Genomic DNA, 19706 nt, shown 5'->3' with positions numbered 1-19706 from the left:
CCGTCTAATGACGAACATCGTGCCGCTATCGACTGCGGAGCCTGACGCTATGGACCAATTCGGATCTTGCCCGGTGACCACAGGCCGCTGCGGGTCGCGGTGCCCAACTCGAGCTGGGCGGGAGGGGCATCGACCAGGGTGTCGAACTTGCGCAGGGAACCCCAATCGCGGGCCCAGTCGCGGGACAGGTAGGTGGCCATGACGTGGGCCCGCAGCAACAGGTCGGTGATCCCGAGCAGGCCGCCGTTAGTGCCGTCTTCCCACGTGTCGGTGTCCAGCTTCTTAGCCGAGTAGTCCGGTGTGATGCGGAACTTCGGGATTTCGGCGATGCCATTGGCGTGCAGCATCGGCTGCTGGCACGGGAAGGCCAAACCGACCGCCCAGTCCAGCAGCACCGGCTGCGTCGAGCCCACATATTCCTGCAGTGAGCGCAGGTCCGGTACCCGCGGCGGGGTCACCGCGATCCAGTCCTCCGGTGTCAGCGACAGATCCTCGGCCACCACCCGGACCGCGACGGCATCGGCGGGCATCTTTGCTCGGGCGAAGCGCAGGTTGCGCCACGCCTTGGGCTGCTCTCCGTATAGGTCGTCGGGCACCATCCGCCCGGCGGGTACCAGCGCTCCGGGTCCCGGCATGGCGTATTCGAGCACCACAGTCTGCCCGGGGGTGTACCCGTGCAGCACGCTGTTGCCGGCGATCTTGCCCGCGGCGGTCACCACGACCAGCGGATGCCCGTCGTCCGGCTTAGGCAGGAGATACCACGCCGAGACGAGTGTGCTCTGTTGCTGCGCGCCGGTGGTGTAGGTGCCTGCCAACGGTACCCGGGCGGGATCGAGCCCATAGGGCAGCGGCACCGTAGAACCATTGATGCCAGGACTCGTCAGCTTGGTCGGCGCATCCCAGTCGTAGTCGGTGCCGGGCTGGTTGGGTTTCATCACGATCGCCTCGGCCACCGTGTGTTCCGGTACGCCGTTGGGCGTGAAGCCGACCGGGTTGACTCCACCTAGCGGGCCCAAGGGGCCCCAAGAACCCGAATCGCCGTCCAGCGGCTTCATGAAACCCGCATTGGTATCAGGCTCGACGAGTACGTCGTCGGCCAGTCCGCAGCCGCCGGCAAACGCCCGCACGTTGGACCAACCGTTGGAGTAGGTCGGGTACTGTCGCACGATCCCGGCCACCATGGACGCGACGAATACCGCCGCCATGAAACCGGCCACGATCGGTACCGGGGCTGTCGTCAGCGCGCGGATCAGCCGCCCTTCGCCGGCGCCGCGGGGCGCGAAGTGCAGCCAGGCCGCATAGCCGGCGGCGATCGCAAACAGGGCGAAAAAGATTGTGCTGACTGTGATCCCGTCGATCTTCGGCATCGCGCTGTTGAACGGCACACCGTAGCTGGAGACATACCACCAGCCGTTGGTAGTGGCCCAACACAACGCCAGCAGGAAGAATAACGCCGCCAGGAACGCCATCCGGTTGCGCGACCAGCGCAGCACCGATGGGGATACCAACACCGTCGTCAGCGCGGCCATCGCCGCCCCTACGGCGGCGAACAGCCCGAAGTGGTGCACCCACTTGGTGGGCGTGAACATCAGGAAGAACATGGTGCCGAAGATGACGCCCATCAGCCGCCACGCCGGTCCGCGGGCCACGCCGGGAATTCGCATGCGCCGCAACATGATGAACACCGCGGTGAACAGGCATAGCGCGGTGATCAAAAAGCCGAAGCGCCGCGACAGCGAACCGTCGACGGTGGGCAGGATGAGGTAGTAGTAACGCAGGTTCTCGGTATACCACGCCTGGCTCGGCCCGATTTTGGCGCGAACCCTGGTGGCTTCCAACACCGTTGACAGGGTCTGGTCGGCGAACACCACGGTCAGGATGACGGTGCCGGCGGCCAGCATCGGCGACACCAACGGCAACGTGCCGACCAGGCGATGACGGCGCACCAAGATCCGCAGCATCGGGCGGCCGCCGGCCACCAGCGCGGCCACCGCGATCAGGCCGGTGGGCTGCACACCCAGTGTGAATGCGGCGGTAACGACAGCCAGCGCCGCCGGTGTGAGCCGGCTGTACCGCATGGACCGCTCGATCAGCACATAGGTGACCAGCGAGCCGAGCGCGATGATGCCCTCCGGCCGCAGGCCGTTGTTGAACGGCATCCACGCGGTCAGCAAGACCATGGCCGCCGCCCAGTAGGCGGGTTTGCTGGCCGCCACCGCCGGCCCGAGGCGGGGCAGCACCTCACGCGACAGCAGCAGCCAGCACACCAGCCCGGCGGCCAGGTCTGGCAGGCGCATCCACAGACTGGCGTCGCTGACATGGGTCATCAGCGCCAGCAGGTTGTAATACCAGCCGAAGGGATCCTCCGGGCTGCCGAACCAGCGGAAATAGTTGGACATGTAGCCGGCGTGGTCGGCGACTCGGGCCATGCCCAGGATGTAGCCGTCGTCCGACGAATTCGCGCCGATGACATGCCAGAGCAGGAAGCCGAATATCACCACGGCGTCGGTCAGGGTGAAGGTGCGCCAGCTTGCCGGAATCAGCCGGCGCATGCCGCCCGGCGACGATGCAGGCCGGAACGGCCTGAGGAGGAGCTGGGCAATTGAGCCCCGCCCGTCCAACTGGTCCAGGCGCCACAACGCGATCAGTGCGACGACGGTGGCCACGATCGCCCCGATGATCGCCAGCAGTTTCAGCGTGGTCGGCCGGGTGGAGAACCGGGTGTCGATGGTCGCCGAGACCGCCAGCCCGGGCGGCGCGGGCCCGGTCAGGTCGGTGAACACCCCGACAATCTGCGGGCGCAGGTTGGGGTCGGGGAAGCCGCTGCGCAGCGGCGCGCCCGACGGGTCCTTGAGCCCGACGAAGTTGGCGAAGGTGCCGGCGTGGGTAGAGGTGACCTCGATGCGTTGACACTGCGGGGACGTCACCTGCTCGCGCGGCACGGACAAGATCACCACGTTGCGGTCGGTGACGTCCACGCGCTGGGCGCTGACGACGACGAACAACGCCTGCAAATTGGCGTCCTTGCCTTGCTTGGGTGCGGTGCCCAGCACCACCCCGCCCGCGGGTGGCATGGCGCGCACCACGTCGCACGGCACGGTGGCGGTAAAGTCGACCGGCGTCAGCGAGATCAGCGGGGCGGTCACGCTGCCCAGTTGCCCCCGCTGTGGCCAGTCGAGCATCGCGGTGGTCTGCACGACGGGCAGCAGCGGCGTCGCCACCGACAACACAAAGCCAATCAGCCCGGCGATGGTGGCCACCCAGCGCGTCCCGCGAGCAGACGCAAAAGCCCCCAAAATCGCCCGATTTGGGGTGCTTTTGCGTCTGCTCGCGCACTGTGTCATGGCAGCGCCCTGATCGGTCCTGGCCGACCCCAGCCGGGCACAGTGATCACGCCCTCCTCGACAACGGCGTCTGGAGCCTGATCGGCCGGCACCAGCCGGTGGTACTGCTCCACCGATCCCCAGTCGCGATACCAGTCCCCACGCAGGTACGTGGCGATCGTCGAGGTGCGCAGCAGCGCCTGGGTGAACAGGAACGGACCGCCGGTCGAGCTGGACTGCCATAGGTTCGACGACGCCGCCGTCTGCTTGTGGTCCGGCAGGATCCGGTACTGCGGAAGCTCGGCAATGCCGAGATGCTCGGAAAACGGTCGCTGGCAGGGGAAGTTGGCTGCGGTCGCGATGTCCATCAACACCGGTGTCGCTGACCCGATCAACCGCTGCAGAGATTCCAGCACCGGAACCCGGGGCGGGGTGAAGGCGAACCATTGCTCAGGGCTCAGGTTCGGGTCATAGGCGACAATGCGCGCCACGTCGGCCTCCGGCGGCGCCCAGGCCAGCGGAAACCGCAGATTGCGCCACGCGGGTTGCGGTCCGATGTCGATCGGAAATACCTGCCCCAGTGGCTGGATGCGGCCGTCCGGGCCGGTGACGCCCCACTGCAGTTTCAGGGACTGGCCGTAGATGAAATCGCCGTCCTCCTTGTAGGACCAGATGGCGCCGGCCGCGGAAACCACCACCAGCGGCCGGTCCGGGCTGCGGGGCGGTAACTGGTACCAGGCCGAGGTGGCCGTGGCGGCCAGGTTGTTCTCCCCGTAGCTGCCCATCACCGGGGTACGTGCCGGGTCCAATCCGAACGGCAGCGCCGCGTGCGAACCGTTGATCCCGACCGGGCCCTTCCCTCCGGCGGTGCCCGCGGAGTCGGTGATGGCGGCGTTGGGTTTGTTGGGCGACGCATCGGAGTTGACCAGCCCGGGTTTGGAGACCACCGGGTCGGACTTGAGGTCCTCGCCCACGCCCTCGGGTTTGAAGCCGACGGGACTGATACCGCCCAGCGGTCCGTCCGGTCCGAACGCCTGGCCCGGAACCGGTTGCAGCATGCCGGCATTGGGGTCGGGCTCGGCCAGCACGTCGTCGGCCATCGCACAGCTGGACAGCCCGGTGCTGAGCGCGGTCAGGTTGGCCTTGGCGGTGGTGTAAAGCGGGTAACGGAACACCGCGGCCTTGGCCATCGAGCCGACTTCGCCTGCGACCATGATCACCGCGACCACCAGCAGTGGCGTAGAGGCCAAGATGCGGTTGCGCCGGTTGTCTTTGACTTCGGTGTGCCCGGCGTAGTCCATCCGGAAGTGATACCAGGCTGCCAGCAATCCGGTGAGGATCGACAGCGTCAGAAACATCGACGTCACCGGGTGGCTGGCGATGACGGGCTGGATGTCATACCACGGCACCCCGTAGTTGCCGACGTAGAACCACCCGTTGATGCCCGAGGTTGCCCACGCCAGCACGAACAGCAACGCGGTCACGTACAGCGTGAGGTTGCGTCGACTATGCAGACCGATGCGGGCAAAGGTGAACGCGGTGACCGCACCCAACACCCCGGCCAGCCCGGCGAATGCGCCGAACTGCACGGCCCACTTGGTTGGCGTGAACGTGAGCAGCAGCAGGCCGACCGCCGTAGTGCCGATCAGTCGCCAGGCCGGGCCGCTGGCCAGCCCCGCCACCCGGCCGCGCCGCAGCAGCACGAACAGCACCCCGAACAGGCAGAACAGCAACACCAGCACCGCGAACCGGCGGGACATCGACCCCTCAACGTTGCTCTCCACGGTAAGGAAGTAGTAGCGCAGGAAGTCCTGGTACCAGGCGATGGTCGGGCCGACCTTGTACTTGATGCGTGCCGATTCGGCCACCGTGGCCAGCGTCTGGTCCCGAAACACCACCACGGTGATCAGCGACAACGCCGCGGCCAGCACCGCCAGCGGCGCCAGCAGTCCATCGGTCGCCCGGCGGCGCCGGATCCTCTGGGCGATGGCGCGCGCACCAGTCAGCAGCGGGGCCAGCGCGATCAACCCCTGCGGTGCCAGCGTCGCGGTAAGCGTCGCCACGATGATGGCTACCGCGGCCGGGGCCAGCCGTCCGAGCGCGATCGACCGTTCCACCAACACCCACGTGACCAGCACACCCAGCGCGATCAGCGGCTCGGGACGCAGGCCGTTGTTGAACGGCAGCCAGGCGGACAGGAACACCGCACCAGCGGTGAACACCGCGACCCGGTTGGACGCCAGCCCGCCCGGGCCCGGTCCCAGCCGCCGCAGCACGAAACGGCTGACGATCAGCCAGCAGGCGATTCCGGCCAGGGTGGCGGGCAGGCGCATCCAGACGCCGGCGGTGCTCACCGCCGCCAGCTGGGCAAGCACCGATGGATACCAGTCGAACGGCGCCTCCGTCGTGCCGAAATACCGGTAGTAGTTGGCTACATAGCCGGCCTTCGGGGCGACCCGGGCGACGGTCAGAAGGTAGCCGTCATCGGACGAGGTGGCGCCGATGACATGCCAGAGCAACAAGGTCGCGATCACCGCTGCGTCAGCGAGCCGGCTGGCGAATCCGACCCGCACCCGCGGGCGATATCGGGTCAGCCAGTCGCGCAGGGTGCGGCCTCTGCTGAGCCGGTCCAGCGCGGCCAGCCCCACCATGGCTACCAGGACCGCCAGCACGCCGAGGAGCATCACGGCCTTCTTGAGCGCGCCGGGCGTCGTGATAAACCGAGTGTCGATGTCGACGCGGGCCGACAGCCCGGGCTGCGCTCCGACCTTCAGGTCGGTGAAGATGCCGCCAACCTGTGGCTTCTTCTCCGGCGGCAGGGTCCCGGCGCCGCCGGGTATACCCGTAAAATCAGCGCCCGCGCCGCCGGTATCGGCCCAGATATGCAGCGCGCTACAGCCTCCCGCTGCGATCGTGGAGCGGGCCGCCACCGCGGCCACCGAGTCGCGGAACGCCACGACGACCGTGTCCTGGTTGGCGCGGACGAACAGCCCGGCCTTACCGGTATCCACGCCACCGGCCGGCAGTGTGGACAGCACCAGGCCGCCGTTGGCGGGCAGCGTGGCGATGGCCGAGCAGGGGATCGAGATGTCCAGCGCGCGTGGCGCCCCGGATACCAGAGGGGCGGTGATCTGGGTGATGTTGCCGTCGGCGGTGCGGCCCTGCGGCCAGAAGATGGTCGCGGTGGTTTGGTTCACCGGAAGCAGCGGAACGATGCCGCACAGCAGCAGACCCGCGATTCCCGAGACGACGGCTGCTAGGCGTGCGATCCGGTGAGATCGCTCATTACCGTCGTGGGGCACGAGGCTCGATGGTAGGCGACGCGGTTAAGGGCGGTGAGGATGCGGGGCCGCGGAGGTTGTCGCCGAGTCGGTGGCCACGGCACTTCTAGCCGCGGCGCAACGGCGCCGGACTCCACAGCCCGCTGCGAGTCACCGTTCCTAGGTTCAGATCAGCGGGCTGGGCGTCGGGGTAGTAAGGCGTCAACCGCTGTAACGCGCCCCAGTCCCTAAACCAGTCGTCTTTGAGGTAGCTGGCCACCGTGGTTGCGCGCATCAGCAGCTCGGTGATGCCCAGCGGGCCACCGCCATTGTGATCCATCACCGGTGAGTTGGCTTCGGCGCCGAACCGGTCCGGCAGGATCCGCCACTTGGGTGTCTCGTCGACGCCGTATTGGTGGCCGAACGGGCGTTGGCAGGGGAATGCCAGCCCCACCAGCCAGTCCAGGAACACCGGATCCGCTGCGCCCACCACGTTCTGCAGCGTGCGCACCCGCGGAATCCGCGGTGGTGTGAGGGCGATCCAGTGCTGCGGCGCCAGATCCTGGTCGTCGGCGACCAACCGGACCTGGGTGGCGGTGCTCGGGATGGCGGACAGTGGTGCGCGCAGGTTACGCCAGGCCGGCGCGGCACCGACGTCGGCGAATTCCATCGACCCACCGTGGTGTCCGGCGGCCGCTTGCTCGTCGGTGGCCCACTGCAACCGGACCTCGCGGGAGTCGAATCGCCCGGCCGCCGTCACCACCAGCAGCGGCGCCCTGTCCCGCTGCTCGTTGGTGGGCAGCCGGTACCAGCCCGACCGCAGCATGGCGGGCACCTGCACGCCGGCTCGCCAGCTGCCCAGCACCGGTGTACGGGCCGGGTCCAGGTTGTAGGGCAGCCGGGCGCGGGAGCCGTTGATTCCCGGTGCGGCCGTGGTGCCCCCTTCGGTGCCGGGTTCGCTGCCGGTGATCAGCCCGTCGTCGTTGAGGAAACTGCGATCCCCTGGACGTTCCATCACCGGGTCGGCGGTGACGTCGGCGGGAATGCCGTTGGGTGTGAAGGCTTCAGACAGGCCGGCTCCCAGGGCGTCGGCCAACGGCGCGGTCACCGGCGCCAGCATGCCTGCGTTGGGATCCAGCTCCACCAGCACGTCTTCGGCCAGCCCGCAGGTCTTGCCGGCCAAAGCCTGTAGGTTAGACCGGCCAACCGACCACGCCGGGTACTGGGAAATCATCGCCTGGGTCAGCGATACCACCTCGAAAAGCACCAGCAACCACGTGGCAATTGCCAACGGGGACTGGACAATTCCGGCTAGTCGTGCCCTAAACCGGGTTGGCCTGGCTGTTCGGCGCCCGTCACCGTTGGCGACGAAGTGGAACCATGCCGCTAGCAGCAGCACCAGCACCGTCAGCTCGAGGAGTGCGGTGGTAAGCGACCATCGCCACTTCGGAAACGAGTTCGACCATGGCACACCGAAGTTGGACACGTACCACCAGCCGTTGACACTGGCGAACGACAGGGCCAACACGAAGACCACCACGGCGGCGAACACGGTCCGGTTCCGCCGCGAGCGCATCGCAGCGCCCGTCACCGCGACCGCGGCAAGCGCCCCCAGCGACCCGGCCAACCCCGCGAACACCCCGAAGTGATGGGTCCACTTTGTCGGGGTGAACATCATCGCGAGGAAGGAAATGATCGTGATGCCGATGATGCGGCGGCTCGGTCCAGCAGCGGTACCTGGAATGCGGCCCTTACGTAACGACATTGCCACCGATACCGCGAGCGCCAGCACCAAGGCCAGCACGGCGAAGCGGCGGGCGATCGAGCCGTCGGGGCTGGCCATGAACAGCCGCTCGTAGCGGATGTGTTCGTCGAACCACTTCAGGCTGGGCCCTACGGCACGCTTGAGGAGGTTGGCCTGGATCTCGCCCGCGAAGGTCTGATCACGAAAGATCGGGATCGCGGTGACGGTGGCCGCGGCCAGGATCGGCGCCACCAGTGGTAGCACGCCGAACCGCCTGGAACGCCGGTGCAGGATGGTCCGTAGCGGCCCGATCGCGACCAGCAGCGCACCGATCGAGGCGATGCCCGTCGGCCCGGAGAACAGGGTCAAGGCACCGATGATGCAGGCGATTGCCACCGGCAGCAGCCGGCTGGTGGCCACCGCCCGCTCCACCGAGCACCAGGTCAGCAGGATGCCCAGGGCGATGATCGGCTCGGGCCGAAGGCCGTTGTCCAGCGGCAGCCAGACAGCCAGAAACATGCCCGCCGCCGTCCACGCCGCTGCCCGGCTCGTCTTGACGGCGTGCCCCAGCCGGGGAATGACCTCACGGCTGATTACCCACCAGCAGGTGAGCGCCATCGCCAGGGTGGGTAGGCGCATCCAGATACTGGCCGTGCTGACATGAGCCCACAGCGCCAGCAGGTCGTAGTACCAGCCGAAAGGCGCCTCGGGTGTGCCGAACCAGCGGTAGTAGTTGGCCATATAGCCCGCATGCTCGGACACCCGGGCCATGGTCAGGATGTAGCCGTCGTCGGAGGTGTTGGCCCCGACGAAATGCCACCACACCAGCACGGCGATAACCAGGGTGTCCAGACCGCCGATCGACCACCAGCGCGCGGGCAGGAACCGCCGGTGCCGCATGCCGTCGGCGGTGTCCAGGATGTGCAGCGCCACCAGGGCGGCGCCGGTGAGCGCTACCCCGAGGATCATGGCGGCCATCTTCAGCGGCGTGGGGCTGCTGCTGTAGCGGGTATCCACGCTCGCCGAGAAGCTCAGACCCGGTGGCGCCGGCCCGGCCAGGTCGGTGAACACCCCGACGATCTGCGGGCGGAAGTCGTAGCCGCTGCGCTCACCGCGCAGCGGTGCACCGGGGTGCTCAGCATTGGGTCCCTGCACCAGTCCGACGAATTCGGCGGCGACCCGATCGGCGTGCGCGGTGAATGTCAACCGCTGACAGGTCGGGCCGAGCACCTGACTCAGCGGGGCGGTGACCAACGGGACATTACGCACCACAAGCACCAGGTCGTCGTTGGCGCGTTGCAGCAGCAGCCCGCGATCGACGGCCTTAGGCGCCTGCTTGGGCACCGTTGACAACAACACCGTCTTGCCGGTGTTCTGCGATCCGGCCAGTCCGGCGGCGGCCTGGCAGGGGACGGTGATGTTCAAGTCGGTGGCCACGTAGCCAATCAGCGGTGCCTCGACACTGGCGAACGTGCCGTTTTGGGGCCAGTTCAATTGCGCGGTGGTCTGGTTGACCGGCAGCAGTGGGGTGGCGATGGCCAGCACAGCGCCTAGCAGACCCGCCACCACAGCGACGTACCGGGCGATCCGGTAGTTTGCTCCCGCGTCGCGCACGGAGGTAGATGGTAGCCGGACGGCGATACGGGGTGGGGCGGCTTCGGTAGCCATCACGCGCTCTCCTGCGGCTTGCGGATGGCCAGCACGAACGGGCCAATGTCCTCGACGACGAAACGCGGGTCGGCGAAGAGGGCGGTCCGTAGGTCCACGGTGTAGCGGCGAACATTGGGCTGGTTGGGGTAGACGTCCTGGGCCAGCCGCAGGGTGTAGCTGTTATGTGCGCCGTGGCGCATGAGGAAGACGGTCGGCGGCTGCCAGGGCAGCTTGTCCAGCGCGGCGATGAACTCGTCGGCGGTGGAGAGTCCCGACCAGCTGTCGATCTGTGTGGCGCGCTTGTCGAACTGTGCCAGCGGGTTGGCGTAGTGCGGCGTCAACCCCTGAAAGCCCCAGTAGGGGTAGTACGACAGGAAGCTGTAGTCGGCGGTCAACACGACGGTCCGATCGCGGCGCTTGCCGGTGACGCGCCGGATGGCGGCATCGATGGCTGGGTAGTACTTCTCGGAGCCGGGCGGTCGCCGGTCGCCGCGCTGGCCGTAGCCGTCGGTGTCGGTGTAGGCGATGGTCAGGTCCGGCCGCAACACGTCGGGGATGTCCTGGCTGAACGCGATCGCGCCGGCCAACCCGATGGCGGCGGCCATCGGAATGACACCGCGACCCCGTTTGCCAAGGGCTTGGACCGCTTCGACGAAGCCGAACGCACCGGCCGCCACCAGCAGCACGCTCAGCGTCGGCTGCAGGCGAAACGACAGCAGTGTGGTGCGCGCCAATGTGGCCAGCATCGACAGCAGGGACCACAGGTAGACAGCCAGCACGCCGATGGCCAGGGCGCCGGCTGGCGCCGATGATCGCGCGCGCATCACCAGCCACAGCGTGCCCAGCAGGCAGATCGCGCCCAGCAGGGAGAACTGCAGCATGGGGAAGGTCAGTGCGGCGCCGTCTGCGGGTAGGTAGTGCTGGGCGCTGCCGGTGTCGCTGACCGGGTCGCGGGCCGCCCGCAGCAGGTAGGGCAGCCAGGTGGTGGATCCGATGGCGGCCGCGATCGCGCCGACGACGGCAAGCCGGCACAGCGGGTCTACCGCCGCCTTGATTCCGGATTGCAGCCGCGACCCGGCCAGCAGCAGCGCCATCAGCACCACCGTGAACGCGCCGTAGGCGACCAACAGGGTGTACCAGGTGGCCGCGAAGCCCAGGAAGACGCCGGCACCGACCACCGCGGCCCAGCCCTGACGGTCGCGCGCGCCCAGGCCCGACCAGGTCAGTACGAGCATCGGCGGCAACAACACCGTGATCATCGCGGCGTAGGGCTCCGGCGAGCTGTAGGCCAGCATCACCGCCGCTGTGGCGACGGTGACCAGCAAGGCGTATTCGAAGCGGATCATCCGCCACCACAGCACCAGCGCGACGGCCACCGCAATGGCCATCGAGGTGATCGCCCACGGCTTGAACATCTCCCAGGCCGGCGTCCCGGTCAGCGCCGCCGCGCGTCCGCCGATCCAGAACCAGCCCGGTGGGTAAAACGGTGGCAGTCCGATGTAGGTCATGTCGCGCAGCGCGGCGGTGTCGGTGAGCCGGGTGAGGTATTCGGTGCGGAACTGCTGGTCGACAGAGATGCCGAACAGATACAGCTTGGTGGCGCCCAGCGGCATGCCCAGCGTCACGACGGTAAACGCGGATACCAAAACCAGCCCGCCCAGCCGGGCCAGTCGCCGGAATCGACCGTGCCGCCACAACCAGCCGATGCCGACCAGCCCGGCCAGGCAGCCGAACTGGCCGACGGTGGTCAGCGCATGCAGCTGGTTGGACGACGGGAAGGCGGGCCACTCCACCCGCGCAATGGCGAGCAGGGACACCACCGCGACACCGACGGCCACTACCACCGCCGCGGCCAGCTGGCCAAGAGCGACCAGCACCTCCCGGGCGCGAGCAGACGCAAAAGCCCCCAATTCGTGCCCGAATTGGGGGCTTTTGCGTCTGCTCGGCATACTCAGATGGGCAGCTTGCGGAAGATGCTCCGCGGGATGTGACGCAACACCATCATGACGTAGCGGAACGCTGCTGGCGCCCAAACCAATTCCTTACCTTTTGCGGACGCGGTCACCGCGAGGTCGGCGACGTACTCCTTGTCGACGGTCAATGGAGCTTCCTTGAGGTGCGCGCTCATCCGGGTACGCACCTGGCCGGGCCGGATCACCAGCACACGAACACCGTACTCGCGCAGCGCTTCTGACAACCCCAGGTAAAACCCGTCCAGACCGGCCTTGGTGGAGCCGTAGACGAAGTTCGCCCGTCGCACCCGCTCACCGGCGGCCGAGCTCATCGCGATGATCTGACCGAAGCCCTGAGCGCGCATCTTTTCAGCCAGCAGCACGCCCACCGAAACCGCTGCGGTGTAGTTGATTTCGGCGATCTGCACCGCCTTGCGCTGGTTCTGCCACAGCTCTTCGGCGTCGCCGAGCAAGCCGAACGCGACGATAGCCACGTCCACATCACCGCCGGAGAAGGCCGCCTCGATCATCTTCGGGTGGCTGTCGGTATCCAGGGCGTCAAAGTCGATCAGCTCCACCGACCGCGCGCCGGCCTGCTTCATCGCAGCGGCCGCGTCCTCCCGCCGTGGGTCGTCGGGCAGGCAGGCCAGCACGATGCGGGCCGCCGAATTGTGCAGGTAGCGCTCGCAGATGGCGAGCCCGATCTCGGAGGTGCCACCGAGCAGCAGCACCGTCTGGGGGTTTCCTACAGCATCAAGAACCATCTACAGCAGCTCCAAGCGTCGGGCCATGTCCGAGGCGAATACGCGCAGCGGATCGACCTTGCGGCGCACGGAGATCCATTCGTCGACGCGCGGATACATGGCATGAAAGGTTTCGGCGGTGGTACGGGAGTCTTTGGCGGTGTAGAGCCGGCCGCCGAATTCCAGTACCCGGCGGTCGAGTTCGCTGACGAACTTCCCCAGCCCGTCCTTGATGGGGAAGTCGACGCAGATGTTCCAGCCCGGGATGGGGAAGCTGAGCGGCGCCTGGTTGCCGGGGCCGAACAGCTTGAACACGTTGAGAAACGAGTAGTGACCCGAGGCTTGAATAACGCCGATGATCTTCTTGAACTCATCAACCGCCTCTGTGGGGATCACGAACTGATATTGCAGGAAGCCCGCTGGGCCGTAGGCGCGGTTCCATTCGCCGAACATGTCCAGCGGATGGTAGAACTGCGTGAGGTTCTGGACCTTGCCGCGATAGGTGCCGGATTTGCGGTACCACAGTTCGCCGATCGGGCCGAAGGTATATTTGTTGGCCAGCCCGTTGGGAAACACGTCGGGCAACGTAAGTAGCTGTGGCGCATCGAATTTCAAAGGTTCGCTCCGCAGTTTCGCAGGCAATTGCTCGACGGTGGCCAGGCGGCCACGCGATACCGCCGCGCGGCCCAGCTTCGGGGGAGCGCTGATCGCGTCGAACCAGGCACTGGAATAGGTGTAGCGCGCTTCGCTGCCGTCGCTGTGCAGGGCGATGGTCTCGTCGAGGCTGGCGGTGACGTCGCCGTCGGCGATGAAGTACGCCGTCGAAGTGGGCGTCATCTCGATGGTGGCCCGCATGATGATGCCGGTGAGACCGTTGCCCCCGACGGTGGCCCAGAACAGTTCGGCGTCCTCGCCGGTCGGAGTGAGATGACGGATCTCGCCGTCGGCGGTCAGCAGGTCCATGCTGCGCACGTGGTTACCGAAGCTGCCAGCGCTGTGATGGTTCTTGCCGTGGATATCGCAGGCGATCGCCCCGCCGACGGTGACCTGCCGGGTTCCCGGCAGCACCGGGACCCACAGCCCGAACGGCAGGGCGGCTTTCATCAGTTGGTCGAGGTTGACCCCGGCGTCGACGTCGACCAGCTTGGTGTCGGCGTCAATGGAGTGGATAGTGTTCAGCGGCGTCATGTCGATCACCAACCCACCGCCGTTTTGGGCGTTGTCCCCATAGGAGCGGCCCAGCCCGCGCGCGATTGCACCCCGGCCGCCCCCCGACTCGGCGACCCGAGCCACCGCCTTGACGATCATCTCGGCATCTGGGGTGCGAAGCACATTCGCCACCGACGGCGCTGTGCGGCCCCACCCGGTCAGCCGGGTGGCGGTAGTGGTAGCTCCCACGCTCAACATCGTCAAAGAGGGTACCCGCCCGATTCGACCCTGACCGGCTCAGCGGATCCGGAAGATCACGGCTCGCTGCACGATGAAGTTGACTACCGTGGCGGTGCCCTGCGCGATCACAAACGCGACGGGGATGGCCCACGCCCGGTAGTGCAAGAGTGCGAGGCAGAGGTGGTTGAGTCCGACCTGCACGGCGAAGGTGATTCCGTAGAGGAGCATGACCGCGACGAATCGGGCCGTGCTGGGCTCGGCCTGGAATGTCCACCGGCGGTTGATCAGGTACGCGGTGATGGTGCCGACGATGAAGCTGATGGCCTTGGACAGGTCGACCTGTAGGCCCGCCACCTTGTACAGCACGACGTAGAGGCCAAAGTCAACTATCCCAGCGAGGCCGCCGGTGACAACGAACCGCATTACCTGTGCCGACAGGTGCAGGTGTTGGCGTGGCGGCGCGGCACCAGACTCCGATCGGATCATCGGGGGAAGTCTAATGGGGGCGGCGAGCCTGGTGCGGTGTGCGAATTATGAGGGCAGCTTGACAGCAAGCAGCTGGACCTGATTAGGACCCTGCGGGGTCGAGTAGGTCACCGTGTCGCCGGGTTGGTGACCGGCCAGGGCTTGACCTAGTGGGCTGCGCGCCGTCAGGGTTTCGGCTTCTCGGCCCACCGGCGTCTCTTCGACGACGGAGATTACATGCATCGTGACGACTTCACCGTCAGGGAACCGCAAGGTGACCTCGGTGCCGCCGGGCAGCGTTTCCGACCCGCTCCAGGGGGTGGGCCCGGTGCGCAGCCGCCGGTCCAGTTCATTGATCCGGTCACCGAGGATGGCCAGTTCGTCGGCACGTTGTATTGCCTCGGCCGCGTCGCCGTGATCGCCGATCATGCCCCGGTCGTTCTTGACCTCGACCTCCAGCCGATCGCGTCGCTGCCGCAGCCGGGCCAACTCAGCCGCGAGGTGATCGCGTGCCGCATCCGCTAGCCCCTTTGACTCGACTTTCTCGCTCACGTCCGCCGACCTTTCGCGGCGCTTCGGTGACTGCGTTGTCGCCTGCGCCCGGATAGCTGTTTACCTAATAGCGTGCTGTGGGTGCCGTTTCACCGATCACCACAGGGCGATAAATCGGATTCGTGGCGCTTCAGTGTTACACCCTTAAGGTGCAGCCGTCATCGATATTCGTCACGCAGTTGTAACCGGTTGTTCGGGTCGACAGCGGAGCGTTGGCGGCCGGACCGGGCCGAAGATGGATCCGTGGCGCGTACCGACGACGATAGCTGGGACCTAGCCACCGGTGTCGGCGCGACCGCCACGCTGGTCGCCGCGGGAAGGGCCAGGGCGGCCAGGGCGGCCCAGCCCCTCATCGACGACCCGTTCGCCGAACCGTTGGTTCGTGCCGTGGGTGTCGAGTTCCTCACCCGATGGGCAACCGGAGAACTGGATGCTGCCGATGTGGACGACCCCGACGCGGCCTGGGGCTTGCAGCGAATGACGACCGAGTTGGTGGTGCGCACCCGCTACTTCGATCAGTTCTTTTTGGACGCGGCCGCCGCCGGCGTTCGGCAAGCGGTGATCCTGGCGTCGGGGCTCGACGCACGCGGGTACCGGCTGCCATGGCCGGCGGATACGACGGTGTTCGAGGTCGATCAGCCTCGGGTGCTCGAGTTCAAGGCTCAAACGCTCGCCGGCTTGGGTGCCCAGCCGACCGCGGATCTGCGGATGGTGCCGGCCGACCTGCGTCACGATTGGCCCGATGCGCTGCGCCGCGGCGGCTTCGATGCGGCCAAGCCGGCCGCGTGGATCGCCGAGGGTTTGTTCGGATACCTTCCCCCGGACGCGCAGAATCGTCTGCTGGACCACGTCACCGACTTGAGCGCGCCCGGGAGCCGGCTGGCCCTCGAGGCCTTCCTCGGTTCTGCGGATCGGGATTCCGCTCGGGTGGAAGAGATGATCCGCACCGCGACCCGAGGCTGGCGAGAGCATGGCTTTCATCTGGACATCTGGGCACTGAACTATGCCGGCCCCCGCCACGAGGTGTCCGGCTACCTGGACAACCACGGATGGCGCTCGGTGGGGACCACCACCGCGCAGCTGCTGGCCGCCCACGATCTGCCCGCGGCGCCCGCCCTTCCCGCTGGATTGGCGGACAGACCCAACTACTGGACCTGTGTTCTGGGGTGATAGAGAGGCGGCATGCGGATTCTGGCGATGACGCGTGCGCACAACGCCGGGCGGACACTAGCCGCAACGTTGGACTCGTTGGCCGTGTTCAGCGACGACATCTACGTGATCGACGACCGCAGCACCGATGACACCGCCGAGATCCTGGCGAACCATCCTGCGGTGACGAACGTGGTGCGGGCCCGACCAGATCTGCCGCCCACGCCATGGCTGATTCCTGAGTCCGCCGGGCTGGAACTGCTGTATCGGATGGCGGACTTCTGCCGCCCGGACTGGGTGATGATGGTCGATGCCGATTGGTTGGTCGAGACCGACATCGATCTTCGGGCGGTGTTAGCCCGCACACCGGACGACATCGTGGCGCTGATGTGTCCGATGGTGTCACGCTGGGATGATCCGGAGTATCCCGACCTGATTCCGGTGATGGGAACCGCCGAAGCGCTACGTGGACCGTTGTGGCGCTGGTACCCGGGTCTGCGGGCAGGCGGCAAGCTGATGCACAACCCGCATTGGCCGGCCAACATCACCGATCACGGTCGCATCGGACAGCTTCCGGGGGTTCGGCTGGTGCATAGCGGCTGGTCGACGCTGGCGGAACGGATCTTGAGGGTGGAGCACTATCTGCGGCTCGATCCGGACTATCGGTTCAACTTCGGGGTGGCCTACGACCGATCTTTGTTGTTTGGCTACGCACTCGACGAGGTCGACCTGCTCAAAGCCGACTACCGGCGGCGCATCCGCGGCGACTTCGATCCGCTCGAGCCGGGCGGGCGGCTGCCGATCGACCGGGAGCGGCGCGCGATCGGCCGCGGGTACGGTCCGCACGCGGGTGGTTTCCATCCCGGTGTCGACTTCGCCACCGATCCGGGAACACCCGTCTACGCGGTCGCTTCCGGGGCCGTCAGCGCGATCGACGAGGTCGATGGCCTGGTGTCGCTGACGATCGCACGCTGCGAGCTCGACGTTGTCTATGTATTTCGGCCCGGGGACGAGGGCCGCCTTGTCCTTGGTGATCGAATCGCCGCGGGAGCGCAACTGGGCACCATCGGTGCGCAAGGCGAATCGGCAGATGGTTATCTGCATTTCGAGGTCCGCACACAGGACGGGCATGTCAATCCGGTGCGGTACCTAGCCAACATGGGACTACGGCCGTGGCCGCCACCGGGACGGTTGCGAGCCGTATCGGGCAGCTACCCGCCGGCCACGCCATGCACCATCACCGCCGAGGATCGGTAGCCATGCGGTCGCCGGCCTCGATCCGTTCCAGCAGGGCTCGGGCCGCCCGGATCGTCGAGCGGACCTCCTGCAGCAGCTTGGCAGGGTGTTGTTGGTCCAACTCACCCAGCCCGTCGTAGCGGTCGATGCCGAAGCCCACTGTCTCCACCCGTATCCCGAAGGGCAGCGCCAGAGTTCGCAGTGCGTCGAAGTTCTGGTAGGGCACGAACGGTTGCCCGGTCACCAACAGACACGTTGAGTCCTGCATACCCAGCGTGTGTGCGGTAAACGTGAAGGTGTCGGCCGAGGTGGCGCGGCTGCTGTCGGGCTCCGGCGATGGCGCCTCCAGCAGGGTGATCGGAACGCCTAGGTCATTGGTGTCGGCGGCGAAGCGCCACACCATGCTGTCCCGGTGCGGGTTGTCGTCCCGCTGGCGCACATACCGCACCGCTGGGTGGACGTCCAGGCCGAATGCGTCCCTTGCCGCGGCCGCTAATAGCTCGAATTCGGTGCGTGCGCCCGGCGCACAGACCGCGACCGCGTCATCCTCGGAGGGCAGCAATCGACGCGATGCGGCGGCGAGCACGATGTGACCGACCTGGCGGCCCTTTGCCAATTCCCGGGCCCAGCGGGCCCGGATCAGGTTGGAATGACGTCCGGTGCCGATGACTAGAACGTGGTCGAAGGTTGTTCCCTGCGGGGTCGATTCCAAGGTGAGCCCCAGCTGCTGCGCCAACCCGACGATCGCGTCCCGCTTCTTGGCCGGCAAGTCCAGGCGGGGGATCAGCCATCGCGCCCCACCGCCGGAGTCCTGGCACCGTACCGGTTCGCCGTGGAGCGCTCGTGCTGCACGTGCGCGCGCCCGGTAGTCCCATGCCGTGCTGAACTTGTCCAGGCTCGCCAGCCGCGCTTCCAGATGGTCCGTCCGCGGAAACGCGCCGCCGAACATCGTGACCAGCTCTGCCAGCGCATCATGCGCGCTCCACGCGTCGACCAGGTCGCGCACCGACGCCAGCGCCGGGTCACCCGGTGTCAGCGTCACCGGGCACACCGGTCGGCGTGCTACGGTCACCATTGAATGGGAGGTAATCCTTCCAGCTGGTAGTTCCGCGCCATTTCGGCCCACTTTACCGGCAGACGATGGCGGCGACGGGTGTATTAGAGAACGCTGGAACCGCTAAACCCGTCCTGCTCATATGGGTATTGGGGCTGATCCTTGGCCCAATTGATATAGCGATCGATGCCGTCCCAAATTTCGACTTGCGGCTGGAACCCGATGCTTTTGGCAAGCGAAATGTCAGCGGGAAAGCGCTGGACCTCTCCGGGGCGAGCGTCGCGGTGCTCGATCCTGGCACCGAACTTGTCCGCAACATACTCGACGATGTCCCTCACCCGGGTATCTTTCCCGCTGGCAAAATTGATGGCCTGACCACGCAGGGTTGGAGTTCGTAATACCAGGTTGTACGCGCCCACGATGTCACTGACATACAGGTAATCCCGGGTTGCGCTACCTGCGCCGAAGATTGTCAGGCCTTCACCGTTGATGCCCTGGCGGACCAGCCGCGGAATCAGCGCGCCGAATCGCCCAGCCTTTTGGCGGACGCCGAAGATGTTGAACGGACGGACGATCGTGACGTCGAGTCCGTAGGAGCGAAAGTACGAGTAGCACAAGCGGTCGGCCGCCGCCTTGGAAGCGCCATATGGACTGTTCGGCTTCAGCTCCGTGTGTTCGTCAAGTCGTTCGCCTTCCTTGAGATTGTGTCCGTCGCCGTAGACTTCGCACGTCGATACGTATATCAAGCGGTTCCTATAGCGCCGGACGGCTTCCAGGACGCGGTAGGTTCCCATGACATTGGTTTCGAGAAAGCTCTCCGGGTCGCCCAAGGACTGGTCCACGTTGACATGCGCGGCCAGGTGAAATACGACGTGATGGTCCCGCACCGCGCGGTCGATCGTCTGGCCGTCGGTTACCGAACCGGATATGAACGCGGCGCGGTCATGCGAACGAAATCCCTGCATGTTACGAACCGCATTCCTCGAAGACTTGTCGAGGACAGTGACCCAATGCCCATTGGCCAGCAGTGACTCGGTCAGATGGCTTCCCTGGAAGCCCGCGCCCCCGGTGACAAGTATTTCCATCCGTCCCGCCCTCTGAGCCTCATCGGCAAACGGTGAACCTAATCCATGCTGCCGCTGGTACGCGGCCGTTGCCAGCCGATCTTGAGATCAACGGCGGCCCGTCA

Annotated in this window: 12 protein-coding genes; 2 read left to right on the top strand and 10 right to left on the bottom strand. The window is 66.7% G+C overall.

Features of this window, described 5'->3' with window-relative positions; all coding sequences use genetic code 11:
- Positions 1 to 47: 47 nt before the first annotated feature.
- The 8 genes from embB to MCAN_RS20030 form a co-directional block, all read right to left on the bottom strand.
- The gene (gene embB, locus MCAN_RS20065; RefSeq protein ID WP_014001961.1) at positions 48 to 3344 is read right to left on the bottom strand and encodes an arabinosyltransferase EmbB; all 3297 of its coding nucleotides are present in this window, start codon (positions 3342 to 3344) and stop codon (positions 48 to 50) included.
- Positions 3341 to 6625 carry an arabinosyltransferase EmbA gene (gene embA / locus MCAN_RS20060; protein WP_014001960.1) on the bottom strand — a complete coding sequence of 1095 codons (3285 nt, stop codon included), beginning with the start codon at positions 6623 to 6625 and terminating at the stop codon, positions 3341 to 3343. Before embA ends, embB begins: the two co-directional genes overlap by 4 nt.
- 85 nt (positions 6626 to 6710) lie before the next feature.
- A complete protein-coding gene (gene embC, locus MCAN_RS20055; RefSeq protein WP_003420638.1) occupies positions 6711 to 9995 on the bottom strand; it encodes an arabinosyltransferase EmbC in 3285 nt (1094 codons plus the stop codon).
- Positions 9995 to 11926, bottom strand: coding sequence for a galactan 5-O-arabinofuranosyltransferase (aftA, locus tag MCAN_RS20050; RefSeq protein ID WP_014001959.1), 1932 nt, complete (start codon positions 11924 to 11926; stop codon positions 9995 to 9997). The genes embC and aftA overlap by 1 nt, the downstream gene beginning before the upstream one ends.
- 2 nt (positions 11927 to 11928) lie before the next feature.
- Positions 11929 to 12693: a decaprenylphospho-beta-D-erythro-pentofuranosid-2-ulose 2-reductase gene (locus MCAN_RS20045; RefSeq protein WP_014001958.1), complete on the bottom strand. Its 765-nt coding sequence runs from the start codon at positions 12691 to 12693 to the stop codon at positions 11929 to 11931.
- Complete coding sequence (dprE1, locus tag MCAN_RS20040; protein ID WP_014001957.1) at positions 12694 to 14079, bottom strand: decaprenylphospho-beta-D-ribofuranose 2-dehydrogenase DprE1; 1386 nt, start codon at positions 14077 to 14079, stop codon at positions 12694 to 12696. It lies immediately after the preceding gene.
- 39 nt (positions 14080 to 14118) lie between these two features.
- The gene (locus tag MCAN_RS20035; protein ID WP_014001956.1) at positions 14119 to 14484 is read right to left on the bottom strand and encodes an arabinogalactan biosynthesis protein; all 366 of its coding nucleotides are present in this window, start codon (positions 14482 to 14484) and stop codon (positions 14119 to 14121) included.
- 108 nt (positions 14485 to 14592) lie between these two features.
- Positions 14593 to 15078 carry a GreA/GreB family elongation factor gene (locus MCAN_RS20030; RefSeq protein ID WP_003420624.1) on the bottom strand — a complete coding sequence of 162 codons (486 nt, stop codon included), beginning with the start codon at positions 15076 to 15078 and terminating at the stop codon, positions 14593 to 14595.
- Between the two features lie 243 nt (positions 15079 to 15321).
- Between MCAN_RS20030 and MCAN_RS20025 the strand changes: the two genes are divergently transcribed.
- Complete coding sequence (locus tag MCAN_RS20025; RefSeq protein WP_014001955.1) at positions 15322 to 16248, top strand: SAM-dependent methyltransferase; 927 nt, start codon at positions 15322 to 15324, stop codon at positions 16246 to 16248.
- A 12-nt stretch (positions 16249 to 16260) separates the two neighbouring features.
- Positions 16261 to 17484, top strand: coding sequence for a peptidoglycan DD-metalloendopeptidase family protein (locus MCAN_RS20020; RefSeq protein ID WP_014001954.1), 1224 nt, complete (start codon positions 16261 to 16263; stop codon positions 17482 to 17484).
- Here the strand turns inward: MCAN_RS20020 and MCAN_RS20015 are convergent.
- A complete protein-coding gene (locus MCAN_RS20015) occupies positions 17465 to 18538 on the bottom strand; it encodes a hypothetical protein (protein WP_014001953.1) in 1074 nt (357 codons plus the stop codon). The two genes, MCAN_RS20020 and MCAN_RS20015, sit on opposite strands and share 20 nt — an antisense overlap.
- Before the next feature lie 83 nt (positions 18539 to 18621).
- A complete protein-coding gene (locus tag MCAN_RS20010; protein ID WP_014001952.1) occupies positions 18622 to 19602 on the bottom strand; it encodes an NAD-dependent epimerase/dehydratase family protein in 981 nt (326 codons plus the stop codon).
- Positions 19603 to 19706 lie beyond the last annotated feature (104 nt).

The organism is Mycobacterium canetti CIPT 140010059 (assembly GCF_000253375.1).
GTDB lineage: Bacteria > Actinomycetota > Actinomycetes > Mycobacteriales > Mycobacteriaceae > Mycobacterium > Mycobacterium tuberculosis.
Note: the sequence above shows the minus strand (reverse complement) of the source record. Positions and strands in the feature narration are given on the sequence as shown.